The sequence below is a fragment of the Rhodobacter sp. TJ_12 genome (assembly GCF_020023995.1).
Classification (GTDB): Bacteria; Pseudomonadota; Alphaproteobacteria; order Rhodobacterales; family Rhodobacteraceae; genus Rhodobacter.
In genome coordinates this window covers 1-24,560 of record NZ_NRRD01000032.1, presented here as the reverse complement: position 1 = coordinate 24,560, position 24,560 = coordinate 1, and the positions used below count along the sequence as shown (strand labels likewise).

Here is a 24,560-nt window from a genome sequence, read left to right as displayed (position 1 = left end):
CCGGCCTCCTGCTCTTTGATCATCCCGATAATCTGTGCCTCGGTGAAACGGCTCTTTCGCATTCGTCTGCTCCTTCAGGTTGGGCAGACTCTACATCAGATTGAGGGAACTTCCGGGGGGCAGGTCAGACTGATTAGACAGCCTTTTTCGTAGCTTTTCGAACTCGTACATATTGCGACCGTCCATCGACATCTTGCTGTAGATCCGCGCCAAGCTATCTGCGGCGTCGAGAAACGCACGGTTTTCAATGTCACGAAGTTCTTCTGAAACCGCGCGGACAAGCCGTGGAGATTCCCAAATCTGAAATTTTTCAATGACTTGCTGCTCTCTGCTTTTCGCGCGCGACATGATGAGATCGTTCAGTTTGTTTTCATGCATGAGGGACCGAAGACCTTCGGGCAGCTGTTCGGTATGAAAGGGCTTGAGGACATCAAGCCGGACCCGGAAACACGGGTGCACATTTGCACTATTCAAGGGTTGGTGAAGCGCGTTCTTTACAACAATGATCCCGCAGATATTCCGCCGATCGGTCAATATGACCTGATGGTGATTGACGAGTGCCACCGTGGCTATTTGCTGGACCGGGAAATGTCGGATGCAGAACTGAGCTTCCGAAGTCAGGATGACTACGTCTCGAAGTATCGTCGGGTATTGGAGTATTTCGATGCGGTGAAGATCGGGCTAACGGCCACGCCAGCACTGCACACCGCGCAGATTTTTGGTGATCCAATTTATACCTATACCTACCGAGAGGCCGTCGTCGACGGGTGGTTGATCGACCATGAACCGCCAGTTCGTTTTCAGACAGCGCCAAGCAAGGCCGGCATCACTTTTGAGGCCGGAGAAGATGTGGAAGTCATCGACAGTCAGACGGGAGAAATCGACAATGTCACGACCCCGGACGAGCTGAACTTTCAAGTTGAAGCCTTCAACAAACAGGTGATCACGCAGCCGTTCAATCAGGTGGTAGCAGAGGAGCTGGCAAAGCATTTCGACCCTAGTCTGGACGGAAAAACGCTGGTGTTTGCAGCCACGGACGCCCATGCGGATATTGTGGTGAATGAGTTGAAGAAGGCATTTGCGGCGCAGTATGGGGCAATCGAAGACGCAGCCATCCGAAAGATTACGGGCAGCGTAGACAAGGTTGGGGCGTTGATCCGGTCGTTCCGAAATGATGCCTTCCCGCAGATCGCCGTTACCGTTGATCTGCTGACCACTGGTATCGACGTTCCGAAGATCACCAATCTCGTTTTCATCCGGCGGGTGAATAGCCGCATTCTCTATGAACAGATGCTGGGGAGGGCTACGCGTCGGTGTGACGATATCGGGAAGGAGGTCTTTCGCATCTTTGACGCCGTGGATCTCTACGCGTCTTTGCAGGACCTGACGCAGATGAAACCGGTTGCCAGCAATCCCAAGCTAACATTTGAGCAGCTTTTTGATGAGCTTGCGTCGGTTGATGAAGATGATCAGCGGGAGCTTGTGCGCGATCAGGTACTGGCCAAGCTACGTCGCAAACTCAGAAAACTGCCAAGCAAGGTGGCAGAGGCCATAAGGGAGCTTACGGGAGAAACCGCAGAGGAATTGCGGGACCGATTAAAGAACCACACACCCGAGCAGGCCGCTGCATATGCCAAACGGTTCGCTGGTTTGGGCAAAATACTTGATTGGGACCCGGATGGATCAGGTCCGAACCTCGTCCCGATCTCACACCATGAAGACAGAATGGAAGCCGTCACCACCGGCTACGGTGAGTACGAAAAACCCGAGGACTTCTTGGACACCCGACCACACCGCGCTGTTTCACCTCATCCATGCGACTGAATAAAGGCTTGATAGAATGCCAACTGTTCGGTTGTTCTTATCCAGCCACGCGCCCGCCCAGCGCCACCGCACCTGCGGCACTAAGGAAACTGAAAATCTCAAGGCGGTTTGCGGCGGCATATCCCCCGCCCCGAACTCGGATTCCCCTAGCCCCCAAACTTTACACCTCGGCGTTGAGCAATGCCCGTCAGTGCCTCTCAGAAGGGCCCTAGAGCGCGATCTTTCATTGACGAGCCTCACCCCGCGCGAAACGCCCAGAGTGCCACTCAGTGACTCACCACATCGCTTGGATCCTCGGAAATCAACGCGACCTGCCGAAGGGCAAACATGTTGACCACATCAACGGCGACCGTGCTGACAAACGGACGCTCGTTCGCCAAGTCCCGCAACCGCCCGCGCAGCACGGTGATCGTCTCATATCCTGCGCCGCTCGCAGTCATTACCGTGCCTGCGGGCGCATTTCCAGAGTCGATAAAAGACGGCAAAGCCGGAATAAAGCGATCCCAAGAATGCGGCCTCAAAGGGCAGCGAGTCAGGAAGCCGGCACGCGTGGTGCAGACCTTGCGCAATGCGGGCCCCTGCAAACGCCCAGACCCTTTAACCATAGTTGTTAGAATTTTAAGAGTTTAACGAGTCATTGACCGATCGCGCATATTGTGACGCAGTAAGAGTGCAGGAGCGTCCGATGACAAAATACCCCGCGTTGCCGCGCGAACCGATCCAATTGTCAGAGGCCAGCCCGCTCTCTTTCGCCGTGTCGAGCCGCGACCGCGAAATCATTTCGATGGTGCGCCAAGCGATTGAGCGGCGCGACGTGTTGCTGGCCTTTCAGCCGATCGTGCAAACCGCCCACCCCGAGCGCCCGGCCTTTTATGAAGGCTTGATCCGGGTGATCGATGAAACGGGGCGCTTGGTGCCGTCGAATGACTTTATCCACGCCGTCGAAACCAGCGATCTTGGGCGCAAGCTCGATTGTCTGGCGCTGGAAAAGGGGCTGATGGCACTGGCCGAAAACCCGAAGCTGCGGCTTTCGGTGAATATGTCGGCGCGCTCGATCGGCTGGCCCGAATGGATGCGCGTTCTTACCCGTGGCCTCGCCCGCGACGACACCGCGGGCGAGCGACTGATCCTTGAAATCACCGAATCTTCGGCGATGACGATGCCGGAGCTCGTTTTGGCCTTCATGAATGAGATGCAGCTGAAGGGCATTTCCTTCGCGCTCGACGATTTCGGCGCGGGCTATACCTCGTTTCGCTATCTGCGCGAGTTCGATTTCGACATTTTGAAGATCTCCGGCCAGTTCATCGCGGGTATTGCGCACAATCCCGACAGCCAAATCCTCACCCAAGCGCTTTTGTCGATTGCGCGGCATTTCGAGATGTTCGCCGTAGCAGAAGAGGTGGAAGCCGCCGAGGATGCAGCTTGGCTGACACAAGCCGGGGTGGACTGCATGCAAGGCTATTACTTTGGCGCCCCCACCATCAGACCGCCTTGGCACACGGCCGAGCCGCAACGCGCGCGGGGCTAAGCCCGTAGCCGAGGGGAGGGGCGTGACAGGGCTGGCGGCGCCGGGCATAGGCCCCGTCTCGCTCTCTGCCCGTTGGAACGAACCATCATCTGTGCGGTGTCAGGCGCACCAAGGCGCCGTTATTGGCATCGGTCAGGATCATGACCGCGCCATCCGCCGCCACATCGACATCGCGAATGCGTCCTTTGCCCTGTAAATACCGTGCTTCCCCGGTGACACGACCATCGGCAAGGGTCAGCCGAACAAGCGCTTGGCCCGCAAGGCCACCGATCAGCGCGCTCCCCTGCCAGGTCTCGAACATGTCACCCTCGTAAAACGCCATGCCAGAGGGCGCGATCACCGGGTCCCAGTAATAGATCGGCTGTTCCATGCCCTTGTGCGCGGTCAACCCTTGGCCTATGGCACGCCCGCTGTAATCCTCCCCATAGGTGATGATTGGCCAGCCGTAATTCTTGCCCGGTTCGGGGCGGTTCAATTCATCCCCACCACGCGGCCCATGTTCCACGGTCCAAAGCGCCCCCTCTGGCCCAAGCGCCGCAGCTTGGATATTGCGGTGACCATAAGACCAGATTTCCGGCAAGCCGCCTGCAATCTTTGGATTACCCGCCGCCGGCCCGCCCATCGGGTCGATGCGGAGAACCTTACCAAGATGCGTTGTGACATCCTGCGCCAGTTGGCGCGGTTCGGGCAAAGAACGCTCCCCAGTCGTGACAAAAAGCGCGCCTTTGTCATCAAAGACCAGACGCGACCCAAAGTGCCGGGTCGAGGCCCAAGCGGGCTGCTGACGAAAGATGACCTCAACCTCGCGCATTGTGGTGCCGTCTGGCGAAAGCACGCCGGTCGCCACGGCGGTGGCATTGCGGCCCGCGCCGCGCGGCTCGGCATAGCTCCACCAAACCCGGCGCGTTGCGCTGAAATCATCGCGCACGACCACATCAAGCAGCCCCCCCTGACCGCGCGCATCGACCTCTGGCAAGCCCCGGATGGCCGGAGAAACAGCCCCTTCTGCCGTCACGATCCGCATCCGCCCCGGCCGTTCGCTGACCAGCCAACGTCCATCGGGCAGTTGATCCATTCCCCAAGGATGTTCAAACCCCGTGGCGATGATGTTGCGCTTCAGCGCAATGGTGTCCGCAATGATCGGGGCCCGTGTTTGCCCCGCAAACGCGGGGCGCTGGTTGGGGGCATTCGGGGCGGCAGCATTGAAATCCTGCGCCGAAGCGTTGAGAGGCAAAAGCACCGCACCGGCCAAAAGCGAGAGGGCGAGACGTGCGTTCATGGTCTTGTCCTTTCCGGGTTCCGTTGAACACTTCAGGTAAGGCGTTTGCGCCGCTTCGCCACCTGTAGGATAGGAACGACCCAGATAGCCGCAGCCACGCGCGCGGGGCGGTACCAGATGCCGGACCTGACATCAGGCTGACGCAAACAGTCTGGGGGCGTCAGGTTGCGGTCATTCCAGCCTGGCACAAAAGGATATCAGCAACGTTCGAGAGACTTTTGAAAAGGACACAGACATGCACCATGCGTATGAAACCAAGGCAGCGCCGTCCTATAAGACCGTCATCGTTTCACAGACCGATACGCCCTGTAGCACCTGTCATTTGGCGTGGTGCGATGCGCCTTGGTCCTCTGGGCGCACAGATTGCCCGGCGTGCATTGGGCGGGCTTAAGATGCGGCCCATCTCGGTGATCAGTGTTCTGCGTCTAGCTTACATCCGCTCCTTGATCCCGACGCGGATCAGCCACCAATTGACCGGATAGGCGGTCACGAAGCCACATATCATGGCGATTTGCATCATGAACCAGAACTCTGCGCTCGCCATGGCGAGTGTCTGGCCCAGCACCTGCGGAAACAGCCAGAAATGTGCAAACCCCATAAAGCCATACATCCCCACCTGCCACGCCGCGAGCGAGGCGGCATCGGCTTTAAGCGCCGCAATCAAGCCCGCGCGCAGGCCGAGCTTGCGCATCGGCTGGATCGCGAAATACTGAAAGGCGATGCCGAGCCCAAAGGCCAGCACGAAATCAAGCCCCCAGATGGCGAAGATCTTTTCCGAAAATAGCCACGGCCAACCAAAAGCCACGGCCACCCCCGGCACAAAAAAGGCCAGCGTTTCGGCCAAGATGTCACCTAAGGTGCAGCCGCTTCCGCAATGCAAAGTGCCCTTGGCAACGGAAATTGCAAAGGGCGGGCGCGGTCCGCTGACATGATGATGGGCATGGCCCCCTTGTCCCCCGGCTGGGGCGCGCCCAAAAGTCATATAGCCTGCCAGAATGATCGCGCTGCCAAACAGCGCACAAAGCGGCCAGACAAGCGCCATGATCCACATGGGCTGGGGCCGGTGCCGGATATCGCGCGCAATCCACAAGGCACAGCCCACCCCTGCGCCCAAAGACAAGAGGGAAAGGAGATGGAGCTGTTCAATCATAACGGGCCTTCCTGTCTGCTCTTACGGACCCAACAGCCAGCCCCTTGCACCGGTTCCTTGCCGAGCGCGTCAGGGGGCAGTCGGGCCGCCCAGGTCTTCAAGGATTGGGCAATCAGGCCGGGCGTCGCCGCAGCAAGCTTCGGCCAGATGGCGCAAGGTGTCTGCCATCGCCTGCATCTCGGCGATCTTGCGCTCTAGGCTTTCGACATGATCGAGCGCGAGCCGTTTCACATCGGCGCTGTGCCGGTCCCGGTCCCCCCAAAGGGCGAGCAATTCCTCGATCACCGGCACCGGAAAGCCAAGATCGCGTGCGCGGCGCACGAAACGCAAGATCTGCACCTCGCGCGCGCCATAGCTGCGATAACCCGCGTCGGTCCGCGCCGCTTCGGGGATCAGCCCGATCGATTCATAATACCGGATCATCTTGGCCGAAACGCCCGAGGCCTTGGCCGCCTGCCCGATATTCATGCCTGACCTCCTTGGGCGGACGCAAAGCGTTTCAGCCGCAGCGCATTGCCCAACACAAACACAGACGAAAGCGCCATCGCCCCAGCCGCGAAGATGGGCGAAAGCAGCAGCCCGAACGCGGGCCAAAGCGCCCCGGCCGCCAGCGGGATCAGCGCGGTGTTATAAGCAAAGGCCCAAAACAGGTTCTGGCGGATATTGCGCAGCACGGCACGGGACAGCGCAATCGCCTCGGGCACCGCGCCCAAACGCGGCGACATCAAGACCACATCGGCCGCCTCAATCGCGATATCGGTGCCACTGCCCACGGCAATACCCACATCGGCAGAGGCCAGCGCCGGGGCATCATTGATACCATCGCCCACGAAGGCAAGCGAGCCGATGCGTTTCAGCCGGTCAAGCGCCTGCACCTTGCCCTCTGGCAGCACTTCGGCCACCACCTCGTCAATGCCAAGCTGGCGCGCCACCGCCTGCGCGGTGCGGGTGGTGTCGCCGGTGATCATCGCCACTTTCAGCCCCAGCTCATGCAGCGCGGCAATCGCTTGCGGTGCGCTGTCGCGCACCGGGTCGGCCACAGCCAGCACCGCCACCACCTGCGCACCGCGCGCCGCAAACAGCGGGGTCTTGCCATCTTCGGCAAATTGTGTGGCTGTTTCGGCCAACGCCCCGGGATCAAGCCCCAGCGTGGCCATGAACCGCGCCGAGCCGATGGCAAGCCGTGTTCCGTTCAGATGCGCGCAAACGCCCTGTCCGGTGTGGCTTTCGAACCCGTCGATCTGCGGCAGGGACAGCCCCTCCTCTTCGGCGGCCGCCACCACGGCGCGCGCAATCGGATGTTCCGATTTCGCCTCCAGCGCGGCGATGGCGGCCAGCACCTCGGCGCGGGTTTCGCCGGGCGCAAGCTCCAGATCGGTCAGGCGCGGCTTGCCCTCGGTTAGGGTGCCGGTCTTGTCAAAGGCCACCACACGCACATCCTGCAATGCCTGAAGCGCAGCCCCCCGCCGAAACAGAATGCCCATCTCGGCACCGCGCCCGGTGCCCACCATGATAGAGGTAGGCGTGGCCAGACCCATCGCGCAGGGACAGGCGATGATCAGCACCGCCACCGCATTGACCAAGGCAAAGCTAAGCGCCGGGCTTGGCCCAAAGATCAGCCAGACCGCAAAGGTGAGCGCCGCAAGCGCCATCACCGTCGGCACGAACCAAAGCGTGACCCGATCCACCAGCCCTTGGATCGGCAGCTTGCCGCCTTGGGCCTCTTCGACCATGCGGATGATCTGGGCCAGCATCGTCTCTTGGCCCACGGCGGTCGCGCGCAGCCGCAGCGCGCCGGTCTGGTTCACTGTGCCGCCCGTGACCTGATCGCCGGGGCCTTTTTCGACGGGCACAGGTTCGCCCGTCAGCATGCTTTCATCGATCCAGCTTGTGCCCTCGGTCACCGCGCCGTCGGTGGGCACCCGCTCGCCCGGGCGCAAATCGATCAGATCCCCCGCCTTCAGATCGGCCACGGCAATCTCTTGCACGCCCGCAGCGCGCACCACGCGCGCGGTGCGCGGTTGCAGCCCCACCAGCCGCGCGATGGCCTGCGAGGTGCGGCCCTTGGCGCGCGCCTCCATCCAGCGCCCAAACAGGATCAGCGTCACGATCACCGCCGCAGCTTCATAATAAACATTCACCGTGCCCGCGGGCAAAAGCCCCGGCGCAAAGGTCGCCACCAGCGAATAGCCCCAAGCCGCAAGCGTGCCCACCGCCACAAGGCTGTTCATATCGGGCGCGGCCTTGAACAGCGCGGGCACCCCCTTACGGTAGAATTGCGCCCCGGGTCCGGCCATGACGGCGGTGCTTAACGCGGCTTGCAAAAGCCAACTGCCTTGCTGGCCAAGCGTCTGCATCACCACCGCATGGACCGGGGCAAAAAGATGCCCGCCCATTTCGATCAAGAAGACCGGCAAAGTCAGCGCGGCCGCCACCAGCAGGTCGCGGCGCAATTGTCCGGCCTCTTCTTCGCGGCGCGCGCTGGCGGTTTCCGCCGTGCCCTCCGAGGCTGCGGCCAGACGCGCCGGATAGCCAAGCTGATCCACGGCGGCAATCAGCGCCTCGGGTGCCGCCGTGCCGGTGATCTGCGCGCGTTCGGTCGCCAGATTGACATTTGCCGCCGTTACGCCGGGCACCGCCGCCAGTGCACGCTCCACCCGCCCGACACAAGAAGCACAGCTCATTCCCTCGACCTCAAGCGCGACGTCATGGGGCCGAACATCATAGCCCAGCCGTTCGATGGTGCCGACCAAGGCTGCCCGATCCAACGCCGCGCCGACCACCTCGGCCTTTTCGGTCGCAAGATTGACTGTCGCCGATTGCACCCCCGGCGCCGCCTGCAAGGCGCGCTCCACGCGCCCGACGCAAGAAGCGCAGGTCATCCCCTCGATCTCGAAGCTCAACGTCATCGCCGTATCGGATCTGGTGGCAGTATCTTTCATCGCGGCCTCCTGTGTCGGTTCCGTCTGTTTGACAGGTTAGGGCTTCCCATCATGGGAAGGTCAAGAGGCCCACGATTTCGTGACCGGCGCAACAGGGACTTGACCTTCCAACGGTAGGAAGCCCTATCTCAAGCTGCATGATCCGCACCCAGAAAGGAGCCATCATGCAGTTCCACATCGAAACCATGACCTGTGATGGTTGCGCCCGTGGCGTGACCAAAGCGATTCAATCGGTTGACCCGAGTGCCGTGGTGCAAGCCGATCCGCCCAGCCGCAAGGTAGAGGTGACCAGCTCCGCGCAGCGCGCAGCCTTGGCCGCCGCCCTGACCGATGCGGGTTTTGCCCCGGCCTAACCACCCCGGCGCGCAGGCCAGTGTTAAAAACAATGGTCTTCGCGCGTCGTCCATGCGATCAACATATGGCGGTTGCCCCTGCGACCGCCTTTGGACACGAGATGACCTTGCGCCGCCTTGCCTTGTTCCTGTGCTTGACCTTAGGCCTGACCCTGGGCTTTGTCATGGTTCTTGCCCCGCAGCCTGCGGCGGCAATGCCCCATGCGGCAATGCCACATGCGGAAACGGAAATGGCGCTGCGCACTGCATCCGATTGCGCCGACTGCCCCGAGGCAGAGCACGGACAAGCGGGGCAAGACTGCGCGCAAAACGGTTTGTGCGCGAGCTGTGCGGGTTGCGCCGCCCCCGTTGCGCATGCGGCGGCCTTTGCGCTGCCCAGCGCGGGGTCACGTCTGAGCCAACGACCTCACGCCGTGCCACAGGCTAACGCACAAAGCGCTTGGGCCCCAGACCCCCGTCCACCCCGCCTGTAAGACTCTTGCATCGCGCCCCTTGCCTTGGGGCTGTTTCAAACACGACGGCATACAGACGCCGTCAACGCACGAGTCTTCTATGAAACACACGCTTCTTTTTGCGGGCGGGGGCACGGCCCTCGCGCTTGCCGCCGCACTCCTTCTGCAATCGTCGTTCCTTAGCGCGCAGGCCAATCCGCGTCCGCTGTCCGAACTTGCGCTGGGCGACCCAATCGTCGAAGTGCAATTGCCCGAGACACTTTCCCCGCAAGCCCAGATGGGCCAGCGCGCCTTCAATGCGGTCTGTGCCGCCTGTCATGGCCCCAGTGGCAGCGGCCGCGCGGGGATGGGCCCGCCTCTGGTGCACCGGATTTATGAACCAAATCACCATGCGGATGCGGCCTTCTTCCTCGCCGTGGCGCAGGGCGTGCGGGCCCACCACTGGCCCTTTGGCAATATGCCGCCGCAAGCGGGCCTGACGCGCGCCGATGTGGGCAATATCGTGACTTATGTCCGCGAACTGCAGCGCGCCAACGGGATCGAGTGACATGCCAAGCTTTCACCCGACACGCCGCGCCGTTTTGGCCGGGCTGGGGGCGACCGCGCTTTCCGCCCGCGCGGGATTTGCCGATTCTGCGCCGATCCCGCTTACCGCGCAGCGCGTGCTGGCCCAAATCGCCCCAAAGGGATATCCCCAAACCGAGGTTTGGTCCTATGACGGACAGCTTCCGGGGCCGCAGCTACGCCTTGCGCAAAGCACACGTCTGCGCCGGCGCTTCGTCAATAAACTTGACGTGCCAACTTCGGTTCATTGGCACGGGATCCGCATCGCGAATGCGATGGATGGCGTGGCCGGGCTGACGCAAGAGGCCGTGGCCCCCGGCGCCAGCTTCGATTACGATTTCCTCGTCCCCGATGCAGGCACCTATTGGTATCATGCGCATACCCATTCGATGGAGCAGGTCGCGCGCGGCCTGTCTGGCGCGCTGATCGTCGAAGAACGTGACGCGCCGGATGTTGACCGCGACGAGGTGTTGATGCTTGACGATTGGCGGCTTGATCCGGAAACCGCGCAAATCGCGCCCGATTTCAGCCATCCGATGGATCTCAGCCATGGCGGGCGTTTTGGCAATCTGATCGGGACGAATGGCCGCTATAACCTGAGCCTAACCGCAAAGCGCCACGAACGCTTGCGGCTGCGCCTGATCAATGCCGCCAATGCGCGGACTTTCGTGCTGCGCCTGGCAGGGCTTTCGGGCTGGCAGGTGGCGCTGGATGGGATGCCACAGCCCACGCCGGAGCCCATTGCGCAGAACATCGTGCTTGCGCCCGCTCAACGTATCGACCTGATCGTTGATGTCACAGCAGCCGGGGACGAAGCCGCAATCGACCGGTTGGGCAATGATGCGCAGTGGTATCGGCAGGTCGGGGTCCAGATTACCGGGGCGGCAAGCCGAGCCCGCCGTGCCGTGCCCGCAGCCTTACCCCCGAACCCCCGTATGGAGCTGCCCGACTTGGCGCAAGCCCGCCCACTTGAGATGAAGATCGAGGGCGGCGCAATGGGGGGAATGCCGATGAGCCAGATGCGCAGCTTGATGCAAAGCGGCAAGTTCTGGACCCTTGGCGGTCAGGCCGGCCCGGTGGATCCCCCCTTCGCGCGGCTGTCCTTGGGAGAACCGGTGCGGCTACGAATGGTCAATGACACGGCCTTTCCGCATGCGATGCACCTGCACGGGATGCATTTCCGCGAAGTGCTCGAAGGGGAACGGCTTGGCCCGATGCGTGACACACTTCTGACCGAGGCCGGTGCACGTCACGAGATCGCTTTCACCGCAGACAACCCCGGCAAATGGCTGCTGCATTGCCATATGTTGGCCCATGCAGCGGCCGGCATGACCGCGTGGATCGAGGTCAGCTGAGACGGCAGGATCGTTGGGCAAGAACCCGCAGATGCCCGCCGGATCGCCGCGCCATCGCCCAGATCGCGGCGACAACGCCAGGGTCACCCCAAGGTTTCGCGGGCTTTGCCCAATCGCCCCGCCTTTACCCCCGCAGTATCCGCAGGGCCGAGATCACCGCATCCCACAGATCGAAGACGCGCACGATATAATGCTCGCGCGCGACGAAGCCGCGCCCGGGCGCGGCGCTGACCAGCCCCTCGACCGCATCGACCAATCGGTTGAGACGCCGCCGATGGATGCCAAGCCGCGCCTGCACCGGATCGGCCAGCACGCCCGCGAACGTCGCCACCACCGCCCCCAGACACACAAGCCCCAGCACCGTCAGCGCCACCAGCCACGGCGGCACAGCGACCGGAAACACGCCATACCACACACCGCCCAGCGTCGCGCCCAAGGGGAAATTGGCCACCGCCGTGTTTTGCGACACCGCCGCCGCCACACCCGGCGCCATGGAAATCATGCCCGGCGTCAGCGCCTGAAACACCAATCCGCCTGCGATCAGGGTGAAAAGCGCCGTCGTCACTTCGGCCATAGCGGCGCGGGTCGAGGTATATTCCCCGATGTCACGCAGGATCTGCCGCGCCAAATCCGGCGCCGCCTCCCCCCTTGCGGCGAGCGCCTGCCCCAGTGGCCCGCCCCCGCACAAGGCCGCAACACGCGTGCCCCGGTCCTGCGGGCCATTGGTTCGCAGGGGCACCTCGAACAATTCGTGCAGCAAGATCGTCTCGACCCGGGCCGAAACGGCGCTGCGCAACAAAATAGGCCGCGCGGCCAACCATGACGCCGCCCGCGGCAAGCGGATCAGCGCGCAAAGACCGGCCAGCAGACGCACCGTCACCAGCACCGGGGCCAGTGCGATATTGATCGGGGCGCGCAAGATATCTGCCCCCAAAGCGGCACGATGCAACCGCAAGCTCCCCGCTAGCGAGAAATGGCGCGCGACGATCGCCTCAATCCGGGCGCGCCTTTCGGCGAACCAAGCACTGTTGTCTGTCGGGTTTTCAGACATCGAGAGGCGTTTGCAAAACGACCCCGGCAGCCCCGGGGCGGGCCCCTTTGCTTAGCAGGCTCTGCCGCCGGGGGCGAGCCCGCTTGCCTCCGCCCGAAGCCCCCTCGAGAACTGCCCCTGAAACAAAACGACCAACGGCCCGGGTGCTCCGCCCAACGAAAATGGCGCAAGAAAACGCCGCTTCTCTGACGTTGTCGCCGCATTCTTGGCGACGCATGCTTATTGGCATATTTATTCACTTAAAAAAATACATGCAAATCATCTACGCGGCAGTCTGATAGCTGGGCCAAGGGCCGTTAAAACGCCTTTAAAATCGAAGCCTATTGTTATGTCATCTGAACCAGTCCCGCGCCAATCTTGACAGAATGATGCGAGGGATGCTTACATTTGGTCGAATATATATTCAGAGAGGCGTTATGACCCTTCACTCACCCGCTCTTTATCCGGACGACCTTCGCAAGCAGGCCAATGCAATTGCGTGCCGCGATCTGCGCGCCGTTTGCGAGGTTGGCGCCGGGCATATCTGCGGCGCGATGCAGGAAGGGTCGAACTGGGACACGATCACTGCCGCGACCCGAAACACCCGCGCGCCGAATTTCCCGCTCGACCATCACCCCACGTCGCCCAAGGGCATCGCCGCAAGCGTTGCGCCCCTTGTTTCTCGCAAATCCTGAGGTCCCACCATGACCGCACGCACGATCCTTGCCATCGACGAAGGCACCACCAATTCCAAGGCCGCTCTATTTTCCGAAACCGGGGCGGTTCTGGCCACGGGCTCCGAACCGGTGCCAATCCGCCACCCGCAACCGGGCTGGGTGGAACAGGACGCCGAAAAAATCTGGCACGCGACGGTCGGCGCAATCGGGGCCTGCCTTGCAAAAGCGCCAGAGTGCGAGATCGCCGCGATTGGCATTTCAAACCAGCGGGAATCGATCCTGATCTGGGACCGGGCGACCGGGGCCCCGCTTGGCCCCGTCGTCACTTGGCAATGCCGCCGCTCTGCCGCCGCATGCGAAGCGCTTAAGGCCGCAGGCCAAGAAGACCAGGTAATCGCGCGGACCGGGCTGCCACTCGACCCGCTGTTTCCCGCCACCAAAGTTGGCTGGCTTTTGGAACATCACGCCAAGGGGCGCGCGCCCGACGAAATCTGCATCGGCACCGTCGACAGCTGGTTGATCTGGAAATTCACCGGCGGTGCAGTGCATGCGACCGATGCCTCGAACGCGGCGCGCACGCAGTTGTTCAATATTGCCGAAGGGCGCTGGGATGCCGATCTTTGCGCGCTTTTCGGGGTCGATATCGAAATGCTGCCTAATGTCTATGAGAGCGCCTGCCTTTTTGGCACCACCAAGGATGTGGCGGGCCTACCAGACGCTTTGCCGGTGGCAGCCGCCATCGGCGACAGCCATGCCGCCTTGTTCGGCCATGGCGCGCATACGGCGGGCGATGGCAAGGTGACCTTTGGCACCGGCTCGTCTGTCATGACCACGGTGCCCGATTTCGTGGTGCCGCCCAAGGGCCTGACCACCACCATCGCGTGGAAATACGCAGGCCAGATCACCTATGCGTTCGAGGGCAATATCTTGGTTTCGGCCTCGATCCTGCCGTGGACGGCGGATCTTTTGGGCCTGTCGTCGGTCGATGAGCTGATCGCCTTGGCTGAAACGGTCGAAACCACCCTCGGCGTGTCGCTTGTGCCCGCGCATGTGGGGCTCGGGTCGCCGCATTGGGACAGCGAGGCGCGCGGGCTGATTTCCGGGCTGACCTTTGGTGCGAGCCGGGCACATGTGGCACGCGCGGCGGTTGAAAGCATCGCCTATCAAGTCAATGACGTGTTCGAAATCGTCCGCGCCAATGCGGGGCAAGATATTGGACGGCTGTTTGTTGATGGTGGGCCGAGCCGCAACCACAAGCTGATGCAGATGGTGGCCGATATCATCGATCACCCGGTGACCACCTCAGAAAGCCCCGATGCCTCGGCCCGCGGGGCGGCCTATCTGGCGGGCCTTGCCGTGGGTCTTTGGCCCGATCTGGCCACCGTCGCCGCGCTGGAACCGCATGATGCGGCGCTCGCCCCCCAAATGGCCCCAAAGACCCGCGCCGCCGGGTTGGAAACATGGGGGGCCGCGATCGGGCGCTCGACATGGCGCCCCTGACGGATAAATATTCACCGGACATGCCGGAGAACGGAGCAGGCCTTGTCTCGGACCAACGAGCTTAGGATGATCGCCCGGGTTGCCCAGATGTATCACATCGAAAAGCAACGCCAGGCCGATATCGCCAAGCACCTGCGCATGTCGCAGGCGACGGTTTCACGCATGCTCAAACGAGCGGTCGAAGAGGAAATCGTGCGCACCTCGGTCGTGGCCCCGCCGGGCACCTATGCCGCGTTGGAAGAGGCGCTGCGCATCCACTTCGCCCTGCCCGAGGCGATTGTCGTGGAATGCTCCGAAGAACGCGACGGGGCGATCATGGCCCGCATCGGCGAGGCGGCGGCCCATTTCGTCGAAGCAACCTTGCAGGCGGGCGAGGTGATCGGCGTTTCAAGCTGGTCGGAAACGATCCTAAAAATGGTCGACAACATCCATCCGATGAAAGCGGCCAAGGCGCGCTATGTCGTCCAGACGCTGGGCGGCATGGGCGATCCCAGCGTGCAGACGCAGGCCAGTCAGTTGACGACGCGGCTGGCCAAGTTGACCGGGGCGGAGCCGCGCCTTCTGGCCGCGCCGGGCGTTGCGCAATCACGCGAAGCCAAACTTGCGATGGTGTCCGACCCTTACGTGCGCGCGACGATGGATCTGTTCCATGCGATTTCGCTTGCGGTGATTGGCATCGGCAGTATCGAGCCATCGCGGATGCTGGTGCGCTCGGGCAATGTGTTTTCCTCGCACGAGCTTCAAGAAGAGGTCGAGGCCGGCGCCGTGGGTGATATGGGGCTGCGGTTTTTCAATGCCGCAGGCGCGCCGGTCGTCACCCCGCTGGATGAACGGGTGATCGGCATGCGGCTGGAGGATCTGGCCAAGGTGGACCGGGTGCTGGCGCTGGCGGGGGGACCGGGCAAGGTCGAGGCGATTGCCGGGGCACTACGCACCGGGGTAATTGACGTGCTGGTGACCGATAAATTCACCGCCCGGCGTTTGCTGGCGGGGGTGGGGGTAGACCCCACACCCTTGCTGGAGGATGCCTAAGGGCCGCTAACCCGCGACCTGCGCCAGCCACGCGCGGATCACCGCCACCGCCTCGGGCTCGTCCAAAAACGGGATATGCGCGCGATCGGGCACTTCGGCAAACAGCATATCGGGGCAGCGGCGGCGCATTTCCGCGGCGGTCTGCAGGCTAAGCAGGTCCGAATTCGCCCCCCGGATCAGCGCCAAGGGCAGACCGGCGCACGCCTCAAAAAGCGGCCAGGCCTCGGGCAGATCGCCGCCGTTAAAAGCCGCCAGAAACGCGTCGCGCAGCGCCGGGTCATAATTGATGCGCAGCCCCTGCGGAGTTTGATCGTAATGGCGGCGCACCTCCTCGGCCCAACGGCTTGCGGGCACATTCGCAAACCCCTTCATCAGGCGCGGCAACGCATCGGCCAGTTCGTCATAGCTGCGCGCCACCGGGTTGCGGCCCACATAGTCGAAAATCCGCTCCAACCCCATACGGGCAATCACCGGCCCGATATCATTGAAACAGATCCCGCTCAGCCGCGCGCGCATCGCGGGCACCGCCGCCATATACATGGCGATCATCCCCCCGCGCGAGGTGCCCAGCACAGCCGCCTTTTCCACGCCCAAATGATCCATAAGCGCCACCAGATCGGCGGCTTCCTGCACCACGGTATAGCTCGCCGCCCCGGTCCAATCGCTGCCGCCACGCCCACGATAATCGGGCCGGATCACCCGCCAGCCTTCGGGCAGATGCGGCATCAGATAGTCGAAATCGCGCCCCGTCCGGGTCAACCCCGGCAGCATGATCAGCGCAGGCCCCTGCCCTCCCTCACGCCAAGCGAGTTTTGCCCCATCGGGCGCGACAAAGCGGTTCAAATGCATGGTCTTCCCTCCCCGAAGCGCGCATTATCGCGCCATCATAACGACCGGGGCGGGGAACACCATGAGCGACAACCACAGGCTGGAGTATTTGCAAGCGCGCTTGGCCGAGATTGAGGCGCAGGTTGAGGAAGCATGGGAGCAAAGCCGGACACAATGGCGCTACCGCTTCACCCAAGGCCGGATCGAATTTGAGGAAGGCGTGCGCGACGCCCACCGCTTGGCCAAAGTCCGCTGGTGGCAATTCTTGCGCCGCACCCGGCTGATGGTGGTGCTGACAGCGCCCTTCATCTATGCGGTCTTCATCCCCTTCGTGCTGCTGGATCTGTTCGTGACGCTGTATCAGGCGGTGTGTTTTCCGGTCTATGGCATCCCCAAGGTCAAACGCGCCGAACATGTGGTGATTGACCGTCAGAACCTTGCCTATCTGAATGCGGTCCAAAAGGTGAACTGCATGTATTGCGGCTATGGCAATGGGGTCATTTCCTATGTCCGCGAGGTCGCCGCGCGGACCGAGCAATATTGGTGCCCGATCAAACATGCCCAACGGGTCAAGGGCGTGCATCCCTATTACGGCAACTTCTGCGATTTCGGCGATGCCGAGGGCTTTCAAAAGCAAACGCCAAAGCTGCGCCGGGCGCTGCGCGATTTGGACCAAGACGCCGATTAAAAAGGGCGCCCGCAGGCGCCCGTTTCGCTTAGATATTTTCCGGTTGCGGCATGCCCAGCACGTGATAGCCGCAATCGACCATTAGCACTTCGCCCGTGGTGCAAGCCCCGTAATCCGAGCACAGATAGGCCGCCGTGCCGCCGATGCTTTCAAGCGTCGCATTGGTGCGCATCGGGCTGTTCGCCTCGGTGTGGCGGAAGGTCTTGCGCGCACCGCCGATGGCCGCGCCCGCCAAGGTTTTCATCGGGCCGGGCGAGATCGCATTGACCCGGATGCCTTGGGGCCCAAGATCATTGGCCAGATAGCGCACCGCGCTTTCAAGCGCCGCCTTCGCCACGCCCATCACGTTATAAAACGGCGTCACCCGGTTCGACCCACCATAGGTCAGCGTGATCAACGACCCGCCCTCGGGCATCAGTTCCGAGGCGCGGCGCGCCACATCGATGAAGCTGTAGCACGAAATCGCCAGCGAGTTTTTAAAGTTCTCGCGCGAGGTGTTGATGAAGCGCCCCGCCAATTCGGTCTTGTCCGAATAGGCGATGGCATGGACCACGAAATCAAGCGTGCCCCATTCCTCTTTCAGCTTGGCAAAGGCGGCATCAAGCGAGGCATCGTCGTTCACATCGACATCAACAAGCAACGAAGAGCCCACCGAAGCGGCAAGCGGTTCCACGCGCTTGCCGAACGCCTCACCTTGATAAGAAAAGGCCAGTTCTGCCCCTTCTGCGGCCAGCGCCGAGGCGATCCCCCAAGCGATCGAACGCTCATTGGCCACGCCCATGACAAGCCCACGCTTGCCCTTCATCAAATCCGCCATGTCAAACCTGCTAGATCAGTCGCGATAGGTGCTCATCACCAGCGAGGCGTTGGTGCCGCCGAACCCAAAGCTGTTGGACAGCACCGAGTCGAATTCCACGTTTTCACGCGTCTCGGTGCAGATTTCCTCGGGTTTGATCGCGGGGTCCAGCTCGGTGATATTGGCCGAGCCGGTGATGAATTTGCCCTGCATCATCAGCAGGGAATAAATCGTTTCATGCACGCCGGTCGCGCCAAGGCTGTGGCCGGTCAGGGATTTGGTGGACGAGATCAGCGGCACATTGCCCTCGCCGAAAAGCCGACGCACGGCCTCCACCTCGGTCACATCGCCCGCCACCGTCGAGGTACCATGCGCATTGATATAGGTGATCTTGCGGCCTTCGGGCAGGGTCGAGACGGCAAGCCCCATCGACCGCTCGCCACCCTCGCCCGAGGGGGCGACCATGTCATAGCCATCCGAGGTGGCGCCGTAGCCCGTGACCTCGGCATAGATTTTCGCGCCGCGCGCCTTGGCGTGTTCCAGTTCTTCCAAAACGACCACACCGCCGCCGCCCGCGATCACAAAACCATCGCGCGTCACGTCAAAGGCGCGGCTCGCCGTGGTGGGCGTGTCATTGTATTTCGACGACATCGCGCCCATCGCGTCGAACAGGCACGACAGCGTCCAATCAAGTTCCTCGCCGCCGCCCGCAAAGACGATGTCTTGCTTGCCCATTTGGATTTGCTCGACCCCGTTGCCGATGCAATGCGCCGAGGTGGAGCAGGCCGAGGTGATCGAATAGTTCACACCCTTGATCTTGAAGGGCGTCGCCAAGCAAGCCGAGTTCGTGGACGACATGCAGCGGGTGACCATGAACGGCCCCATCCGCTTGGGCGAGCCCTTTTGCACAACGATCTGGTGCGCTTCGAAGAAGTTCGACGTCGACGGGCCACCCGAGCCCATGATCAGACCCGTGCGCGGGTTCGACACATCGCTTTCTTCCAGCCCCGAATCGGCGATCGCTTGTTCCATCGACAGGAAGTTATAGGCCGCGCCGCGCCCCATGAACCGCAGGTTGCGCTTGTCGATATGGTCTTCAAGCACGATTTGCGGCGCGCCATGCACTTGGCTGCGGAAACCGCGCTCGGCATATTCGGGCGCAAAAACAATGCCCGAGCGGCCTGTGCGCAGGCTTTCGGTGACTTCCTCGGCATTGTTGCCAATGGGGCTGACGATGCCCAGACCGGTGATAACGACACGCCGCATGGGGGCCTCCTGTCTTTTGGGGGTCAGCTCTCGGAGAGCGCGACCTTCATGTCTTTGACCACATAGATCACTTCACCATCGGCCTCGACGATACCATCGGCCACGCCCATGGTCAGCCGCCGCGTTTGCACCGCTTTGGTGAAGTCGACCTTGTAGGTCAGCATTTTGCGATCAGGCCGCACCATGCCCGTAAGCTTCACTTCGCCCACGCCCAGCGCATAGCCCCGCCCTTGCCAGCCGCGCCAGCCAAGGTTGAAACCGGTCAATTGCCACAAACCATCCAGCCCAAGGCAGCCCGGCATGATCGGGTTGCCGGGGAAATGGCAATCAAAGAACCACAGATCGGGGGTGATATCGAATTCGGCCACAACATGGCCCTTGCCGTGCAGCCCGCCATCGCCCGAAATATCGGTGATGCGGTCCATCATCAGCATCGGCGGCGCCGGAAGCTGGGCATTGCCCGGCCCGAACAGCTCTCCACGTGCACATTTGAGCAGATCTTCCTTGCCGAAGCTCGTCGGATAGGCTGACATCGGCTTCCCCCTCTTTGGTTTGTCACACCCTCTAGCACCCCCCCGGCCAAAGGCGCAAGGCCCGCCCGGCAAGGGCAGGTGCGTCAGAATCCCGTTGTTTTTCTGTTCAACTTGTTCTTATATCAGTTACAGGAACGGCTGGGGTATTCGTCATGAAAACGATTGCACAAGAACGGGGCCTGCGCTGGCTCGCCGCCGGGGGGTTGCGCCCGACCCGGCAACGCATGTCGTTGGCCTCGCTGCTGATCGGTGACGGGATGAACCGTCACGTCACCGCCGAGGGGCTTTATGCCTCTGCGCTGGAAGCGGGCGAGAAAGTTTCTCTGGCCACGGTCTACAACACGCTGCGCGCGTTTTGTGAAGCCGGGATCATGCATGAAATCACCGTCGATGCCGGGCGTAGCTATTTCGACACACGCATGGACGACCATCCGCATTTCTTCTGGGAAGAGGAAAACCGGATTTCGGATGCGCCGGTGGAAGAACTGGAACTGGTGCGCGTGCCCAAAGCCCCCGAAGGGACCGAGGTCAGCCGCGTCGATGTGGTGATCCGTCTGCGCAAAACCTGAGCCGCGCGCGCAAGCTGCAAAATATCCGGGCCGGGGTCACACCACGGCCCTTTTTCATATCGCCCTGACAGATCGCACCCCAAGCCGGGCGTGCGGGCGTTTTCACAGCCCCAAAAGCAAAAGCGGCCCCGTCGGAGCCGCTTTCCAAATCAACGAAGCTTTGCAGCTTAGGCGATCGCGAGGTTGATCGCCGATTCGCGGCCATCACGGCCTTTTTCGAGATCGAAGGTGATCGCTTGGCCATCATTGAGGCCGCGCAGACCGGCGCGTTCCACCGCCGAGATATGCACGAACACATCCTTGCCGCCGCTTTCCGGGGCGATGAAGCCGAAGCCTTTGGTCTGGTTGAACCATTTCACGGTGCCGTTGGCCATCCGTTTTCTCCTTTTATATGCCGCCCGCGAAATTGCGGCGGCCCGGCTCAGTCACGTCACGATCGAGAACTGAAGCCGAAAGGAAGCAGGTCGTCGAATAGGCGCGTTGCGCTTCCCCGGTATGCGACCAGAACCCACAAAAAGCAAGAAAATTGCACGTCAGCCCAGACGGGGCATTTTGGCACGCCCCGCGCAGACCACGCCGCTAAGGCTTAGACGCGGCGCCCCCACAGGTCGTAATCGGAGGCTTCTTCCACCTCGACCGTGACCATATCGCCGGGGGTGAGCCCCTCGAAATCTTCGTCGATGAACAGGTTGCCATCGATTTCGGGCGCATCGGCGCGGGTGCGGCAGGTGGCCCCTTCGTCATCCACGGCATCGACCAAAACCTGTTGCAGGCTGCCCACTTTGGCCTGCAATTTCGCCTCGGAGATCGCTTGCGCTTTTTCCATGAACCGTTCCCAGCGGTCTTGCTTCACTGCGGCGGGCACATGGTCGGGCAGGTCGTTGGAGCGCGCCCCCGCGACATTTTCATATTGAAAGCAGCCCACCCGGTCGAGCTGCGCCTCATCCATCCAATCAAGCAGATACTGAAACTCTGCCTCGGTCTCGCCGGGATAGCCAACGATAAAGGTCGAGCGCAGCACGATCTCCGGGCAATCGCGCCGCCACGCCGCAATTTCATCAAGCGTTTTCGCCGAGGCCGCAGGCCGCGCCATGCGTTTGAGTGTATCTGGGTGCGCGTGTTGGAACGGAATATCCAGATAGGGCAGCACCAGCCCCTCCGCCATCAGCGGGATCATCTCGCGCACATGCGGATAGGGGTAGACATATTGCAGCCGCACCCAAGCCCCCGAAGGCTGTGCGATCCGCCCCAGTTCGCGGGTCAGGTCGGTGATATGCGCGCGCACCTCGCCGTTTTTCCAGGGGCTTGTCTCATGCTTGCGATCCAGCCCATAGGCCGAAGTGTCTTGGCTGATCACCAACAATTCCCGCACGCCGGCCTCAACCAGCTTTTCCGCCTCGCGCAGCACCGCATGGGCGGGGCGGCTCACCAGCTTGCCGCGCATATCGGGGATGATGCAGAATTTGCACGCGTGGTTGCAGCCCTCGGAAATTTTCAAATAGCTGAAATGGCGCGGCGTCAGCTTGACCCCGGTGGGCGGCAGCAGATCGACAAACGGGTCGGGCTTGGGCGGCACCGCGCCATGCACGGCATCCAGCACCTGTTCATATTGCTCGGGCCCGGTCACCGCCAAAACCTTGGGATGCACGCCTGTAATAAACGCGGGCTCCGCACCCAAGCAACCGGTCACAATCACCTTGCCGTTTTCCGCCAACGCCTCGCCAATCGCTTCAAGGCTTTCGGCCTTGGCGCTGTCCAGGAAACCACAGGTGTTCACAATCACCGCCTCGGCCCCTTGGTAAGACGGCGAAATCGCATAGCCCTCGGCCCGCAGGCGGGTGAGAATGCGCTCACTATCCACCAGCGCCTTGGGGCAACCAAGGCTGACCATGCCAATGGTCGGCTGGCCGGGGCGCGGCGCATCAGTCATCTGCGCTTTGGGCGCAAGGTCGGGGCGGAGATCGGGCGGGTTCTGGCTCATGGCAGCGCTATACACCGGGAAGCCCTGCGACGGGAAGCGCCTTGCGCCAGGTTTTTTTCTAAGCCATGCTATTTTGATATGTATTGTAGGTGGCCCTCATGCTTTCTTTTTTTGACATTATTAGAGATCAAATTCTCAGCCCTCTCGAGAAGAAATTTATCGCGGCTCACGGGTACCTAGATGAGCAGGCCGAGCTTCCATCTGACGGGGATGAGGCCAGATACGTTCGTGCGGATTTGATAGTGTTTTTTCTACTCGGCGGCGACAATGAGCATGTTGGGCACCCTAAAGGAGTAAAAATATCCGGCGCATGTATTTATGGAGAAATTGATCTTGTGCTAAGGCGCTCCAACGTGCCCCTCCAATTGAATAAATGTTTGATTTTTAATATAATAAAAATGTACGACGCCAGCATCTATGGTGTGGATTTGTGCGGGTGCCAAATAAGGGGCATTGACGCCCATAGGGTAAAAACGACAGGACCTGTAATTCTCGCCGAAGGTTTCACAAGTCGCGGCCAAATTTCATTCTCATATGCTAGCGTAGGTGAAGGGTTTTATCTTGTCGGCGCTAGGGTTATTTGCTCAGATAGCTGCGCAGTGGAGTTGCAGGGTATTAAGGTAGCGGGGGATCTTTTTCTTTCAAATGGTCAAGATGGGGCGCGAACTTTCGTACTCGGTTCGATCGCGCTGATAGGGGCCAATGTCGATGGTCAGCTGGGATTTGCTGGTCTGGTGATTCGCGGTTCAGGCAGGCAACTCGGCGACTATGCATTAAATTTAGATTCGGTTTCTGCGGGTGATTTTTTCCTAAACCACGGAGCTAGGATTCGCGGCAACATAATGTTGACCGGCGCTAAGTTTACAGGCGACGCAATTGTAGAAAATTCTATAATTGATGGCGCAATTCGCGCCGAACTTTTTGAAGTAAACGGCAGGTTTGTTTTTACTGGCGTAACGGGGCGCATATTAGAAATAGACTTCAAAGACTCAAGATTTGGAGTTTTGAAGGATGATGCAGGATCTTGGCATGCGGAAAAATACTATGATATATCAGGAATGGAGTACGGAAATCTGCATAGAAGTGGCGATGTGAGATTCAGAATAAAGTGGCTTTCGGGAAAAATTGAAAACCCACTCGAATCGACAATACATAAAGAGTGTAAAGATTTTGACCCTCAGCCACATACTCAACTAGCCCGAACCCTATCAATCCAAGGACGAGAGCACGCTGCTAAGTTGATACGACTGGATCGCGATAAAAAAATCAGTGCGGCCTCATTGAGGCGATCTCTTGCGCTGGACGAAACTTATAAATTTCGGTTCGCTTATATATTTAGGGCATATTTTTTTAGATCTTTTGACTGCATTTTTCATTTGACTTTTGGCTATGGCCACCGACCAATGAGATCGCTCGGCGTATCTATTGGGATCATATTTGTTACAGGCCTAACAGCCCATTTGGCCTATAAAGCCGGCGAAATGGCCCCCGCCTCGCCCGTGGTGCTGACTTCGGCGGAATGGCTCGATGCCTCTCAGAAGGGGTGCAAGGCGCAGCAAATTGAAGGCTGCACCATGCCGTTGCAGCTTTGGGAGCAAAGCACCGCCTATCGCGATTACGAGACCTTTTCGCCCGCGCTCTATGCCCTCGATCTGTTCTTGCCGCTCGACACATTGGGGCAGGAAGATGCGTGGGCGCCTTCGAAAGATCGGGGCGCGTTTGGCCTGACGCTTTATTGGGCGCGCTGGGCAGTGCAATTGTCGGGTTGGTTGCTTTTGGCCACGGCGGCGGCGGTCTTCACGGGGGTTTTAGGCAAGAAAGATTGATCCAGCGCCTTCAAGGGCTAGCCCCAAACCAAACAGGGCGCCCCAAAGGCGCCCTGTGAGATGAATAGGTTTGGACCTTAGCGCTTGCGGTCGCGCCGCGCGCTCATCGGTTGGAAGGCCACCGAGACATGCGCCTCGCAATAGGGTTTGCCCGCCTGTGCGGGCAGGCCGCAGAAATAGAAATTGTCGGTCGCCGGATCGCCGATCGGCCATTTGCAGGTCCGCTCGGTCAATTCCATCAACGAGATTTTGCGCGCGCGCTTTTCCACCTCGCGCACCGAAGCCAGCGTCTCGGGGCTGATCTCATTGAGCGAGGGCTGCGGCGGCAGCGGCTGACCGGCGGGCACGATGCCCGGCTTGCGCATCGCAGGCGCGGGGCTATTGGCC

Annotated in this window: 25 protein-coding genes; 12 read left to right on the top strand and 13 right to left on the bottom strand. The window is 61.1% G+C overall.

The genetic code is table 11. From position 1 onward, the window contains the following. Window positions 1–90 precede the first annotated feature (90 nt). Window positions 91–378 carry a hypothetical protein gene (locus CKO11_RS16355; RefSeq protein WP_223641189.1) on the bottom strand — a complete coding sequence of 96 codons (288 nt, stop codon included), beginning with the start codon at window positions 376–378 and terminating at the stop codon, window positions 91–93. A gap of 33 nt (window positions 379–411) precedes the next feature. Between CKO11_RS16355 and CKO11_RS16350 the strand changes: the two genes are divergently transcribed. The 3 genes from CKO11_RS16350 (at window position 412) to CKO11_RS16340 (ending at window position 3,352) form a co-directional block, all read left to right on the top strand. Next, complete coding sequence (locus CKO11_RS16350) at window positions 412–1,824, top strand: helicase-related protein (protein ID WP_223641186.1); 1,413 nt, start codon at window positions 412–414, stop codon at window positions 1,822–1,824. Window positions 1,825–2,093: 269 nt separating this feature from the next. Further along, complete coding sequence (locus tag CKO11_RS17625; protein ID WP_223641182.1) at window positions 2,094–2,438, top strand: HNH endonuclease; 345 nt, start codon at window positions 2,094–2,096, stop codon at window positions 2,436–2,438. 71 nt (window positions 2,439–2,509) lie between these two features. Then, window positions 2,510–3,352: an EAL domain-containing protein gene (locus tag CKO11_RS16340; RefSeq protein ID WP_223641179.1), complete on the top strand. Its 843-nt coding sequence runs from the start codon at window positions 2,510–2,512 to the stop codon at window positions 3,350–3,352. Between the two features lie 85 nt (window positions 3,353–3,437). Here CKO11_RS16340 and CKO11_RS16335 read toward each other — a convergent pair whose 3' ends face one another. The 4 genes from CKO11_RS16335 to CKO11_RS16320 form a co-directional block, all read right to left on the bottom strand. Further along, a complete protein-coding gene (locus CKO11_RS16335) occupies window positions 3,438–4,631 on the bottom strand; it encodes a PQQ-dependent sugar dehydrogenase (RefSeq protein ID WP_223641176.1) in 1,194 nt (397 codons plus the stop codon). A gap of 430 nt (window positions 4,632–5,061) precedes the next feature. Beyond that, window positions 5,062–5,781, bottom strand: coding sequence for a DUF4396 domain-containing protein (locus CKO11_RS16330; RefSeq protein WP_223641173.1), 720 nt, complete (start codon window positions 5,779–5,781; stop codon window positions 5,062–5,064). A gap of 69 nt (window positions 5,782–5,850) precedes the next feature. Further along, window positions 5,851–6,249, bottom strand: a complete 399-nt coding sequence (gene cueR / locus CKO11_RS16325) for a Cu(I)-responsive transcriptional regulator (protein ID WP_223641170.1) — start codon at window positions 6,247–6,249, stop codon at window positions 5,851–5,853. Further along, window positions 6,246–8,723 carry a heavy metal translocating P-type ATPase gene (locus CKO11_RS16320; RefSeq protein ID WP_223641167.1) on the bottom strand — a complete coding sequence of 826 codons (2,478 nt, stop codon included), beginning with the start codon at window positions 8,721–8,723 and terminating at the stop codon, window positions 6,246–6,248. Before CKO11_RS16320 ends, cueR begins: the two co-directional genes overlap by 4 nt. Window positions 8,724–8,887: 164 nt before the next feature. Between CKO11_RS16320 and CKO11_RS16315 the strand changes: the two genes are divergently transcribed. The 3 genes from CKO11_RS16315 (at window position 8,888) to CKO11_RS16305 (ending at window position 11,447) form a co-directional block, all read left to right on the top strand. Then, complete coding sequence (locus CKO11_RS16315; RefSeq protein WP_223641164.1) at window positions 8,888–9,076, top strand: heavy-metal-associated domain-containing protein; 189 nt, start codon at window positions 8,888–8,890, stop codon at window positions 9,074–9,076. Between the two features lie 552 nt (window positions 9,077–9,628). Further along, entirely contained in the window at window positions 9,629–10,075 is a 447-nt protein-coding gene (locus CKO11_RS16310) for a c-type cytochrome (RefSeq protein WP_223641162.1), read from the top strand. 1 nt (window position 10,076) lies between these two features. Continuing rightward, window positions 10,077–11,447 (top strand): multicopper oxidase family protein, encoded by a 1,371-nt coding sequence (locus tag CKO11_RS16305; RefSeq protein WP_223641159.1) that lies wholly within the window; start codon window positions 10,077–10,079, stop codon window positions 11,445–11,447. Between the two features lie 124 nt (window positions 11,448–11,571). Here CKO11_RS16305 and CKO11_RS16300 read toward each other — a convergent pair whose 3' ends face one another. Next, window positions 11,572–12,498 carry a DUF6635 family protein gene (locus CKO11_RS16300; RefSeq protein ID WP_317851819.1) on the bottom strand — a complete coding sequence of 309 codons (927 nt, stop codon included), beginning with the start codon at window positions 12,496–12,498 and terminating at the stop codon, window positions 11,572–11,574. Between the two features lie 416 nt (window positions 12,499–12,914). On the opposite strand from CKO11_RS16300, the gene CKO11_RS16295 reads away from it, so the two are divergent. The 3 genes from CKO11_RS16295 (at window position 12,915) to CKO11_RS16285 (ending at window position 15,686) form a co-directional block, all read left to right on the top strand. Continuing rightward, on the top strand, window positions 12,915–13,172 hold the full coding sequence (locus CKO11_RS16295; protein WP_223641153.1) for a hypothetical protein: 258 nt from the start codon (window positions 12,915–12,917) through the stop codon (window positions 13,170–13,172). 9 nt (window positions 13,173–13,181) lie between these two features. Beyond that, a complete protein-coding gene (locus CKO11_RS16290) occupies window positions 13,182–14,654 on the top strand; it encodes an FGGY family carbohydrate kinase (protein ID WP_223641150.1) in 1,473 nt (490 codons plus the stop codon). A 66-nt stretch (window positions 14,655–14,720) separates the two neighbouring features. Continuing rightward, window positions 14,721–15,686: a sugar-binding transcriptional regulator gene (locus tag CKO11_RS16285; RefSeq protein WP_223641147.1), complete on the top strand. Its 966-nt coding sequence runs from the start codon at window positions 14,721–14,723 to the stop codon at window positions 15,684–15,686. 6 nt (window positions 15,687–15,692) lie between these two features. Here CKO11_RS16285 and CKO11_RS16280 read toward each other — a convergent pair whose 3' ends face one another. Then, entirely contained in the window at window positions 15,693–16,535 is an 843-nt protein-coding gene (locus CKO11_RS16280; RefSeq protein WP_223641146.1) for an alpha/beta fold hydrolase, read from the bottom strand. Between the two features lie 61 nt (window positions 16,536–16,596). Between CKO11_RS16280 and CKO11_RS16275 the strand changes: the two genes are divergently transcribed. Further along, window positions 16,597–17,202, top strand: a complete 606-nt coding sequence (locus tag CKO11_RS16275; protein WP_223641144.1) for a hypothetical protein — start codon at window positions 16,597–16,599, stop codon at window positions 17,200–17,202. Between the two features lie 28 nt (window positions 17,203–17,230). Here the strand turns inward: CKO11_RS16275 and CKO11_RS16270 are convergent, their stop codons facing one another. From CKO11_RS16270 to fabA, 3 genes are read right to left on the bottom strand one after another with little or no spacing between them, the layout of a single operon-like run. Continuing rightward, window positions 17,231–18,019 (bottom strand): enoyl-ACP reductase, encoded by a 789-nt coding sequence (locus CKO11_RS16270; protein ID WP_223641142.1) that lies wholly within the window; start codon window positions 18,017–18,019, stop codon window positions 17,231–17,233. A 15-nt stretch (window positions 18,020–18,034) separates the two neighbouring features. Continuing rightward, window positions 18,035–19,264, bottom strand: a complete 1,230-nt coding sequence (gene fabB / locus CKO11_RS16265) for a beta-ketoacyl-ACP synthase I (protein ID WP_223641140.1) — start codon at window positions 19,262–19,264, stop codon at window positions 18,035–18,037. A gap of 23 nt (window positions 19,265–19,287) precedes the next feature. Further along, entirely contained in the window at window positions 19,288–19,797 is a 510-nt protein-coding gene (gene fabA / locus CKO11_RS16260) for a bifunctional 3-hydroxydecanoyl-ACP dehydratase/trans-2-decenoyl-ACP isomerase (RefSeq protein WP_223641138.1), read from the bottom strand. Between the two features lie 152 nt (window positions 19,798–19,949). Between fabA and irrA the strand changes: the two genes are divergently transcribed. Further along, a complete protein-coding gene (gene irrA / locus CKO11_RS16255; RefSeq protein ID WP_223641136.1) occupies window positions 19,950–20,366 on the top strand; it encodes an iron response transcriptional regulator IrrA in 417 nt (138 codons plus the stop codon). A 167-nt stretch (window positions 20,367–20,533) separates the two neighbouring features. On the opposite strand, the gene CKO11_RS16250 is transcribed toward irrA, so the two are convergent. Further along, window positions 20,534–20,740 (bottom strand): cold-shock protein, encoded by a 207-nt coding sequence (locus tag CKO11_RS16250; RefSeq protein WP_223641134.1) that lies wholly within the window; start codon window positions 20,738–20,740, stop codon window positions 20,534–20,536. A 212-nt stretch (window positions 20,741–20,952) separates the two neighbouring features. Next, entirely contained in the window at window positions 20,953–22,347 is a 1,395-nt protein-coding gene (gene rimO / locus CKO11_RS16245; protein WP_223641132.1) for a 30S ribosomal protein S12 methylthiotransferase RimO, read from the bottom strand. A gap of 98 nt (window positions 22,348–22,445) precedes the next feature. Here rimO and CKO11_RS16240 point away from each other — a divergent pair, with 98 nt between their 5' ends. Further along, a complete protein-coding gene (locus tag CKO11_RS16240; RefSeq protein ID WP_223641128.1) occupies window positions 22,446–24,173 on the top strand; it encodes a hypothetical protein in 1,728 nt (575 codons plus the stop codon). Window positions 24,174–24,250: 77 nt separating this feature from the next. Here the strand turns inward: CKO11_RS16240 and CKO11_RS16235 are convergent. After that, window positions 24,251–24,560 (bottom strand): GcrA family cell cycle regulator (locus CKO11_RS16235; protein ID WP_223641125.1); only part of this gene is annotated, 310 nt, incomplete at its 5' end.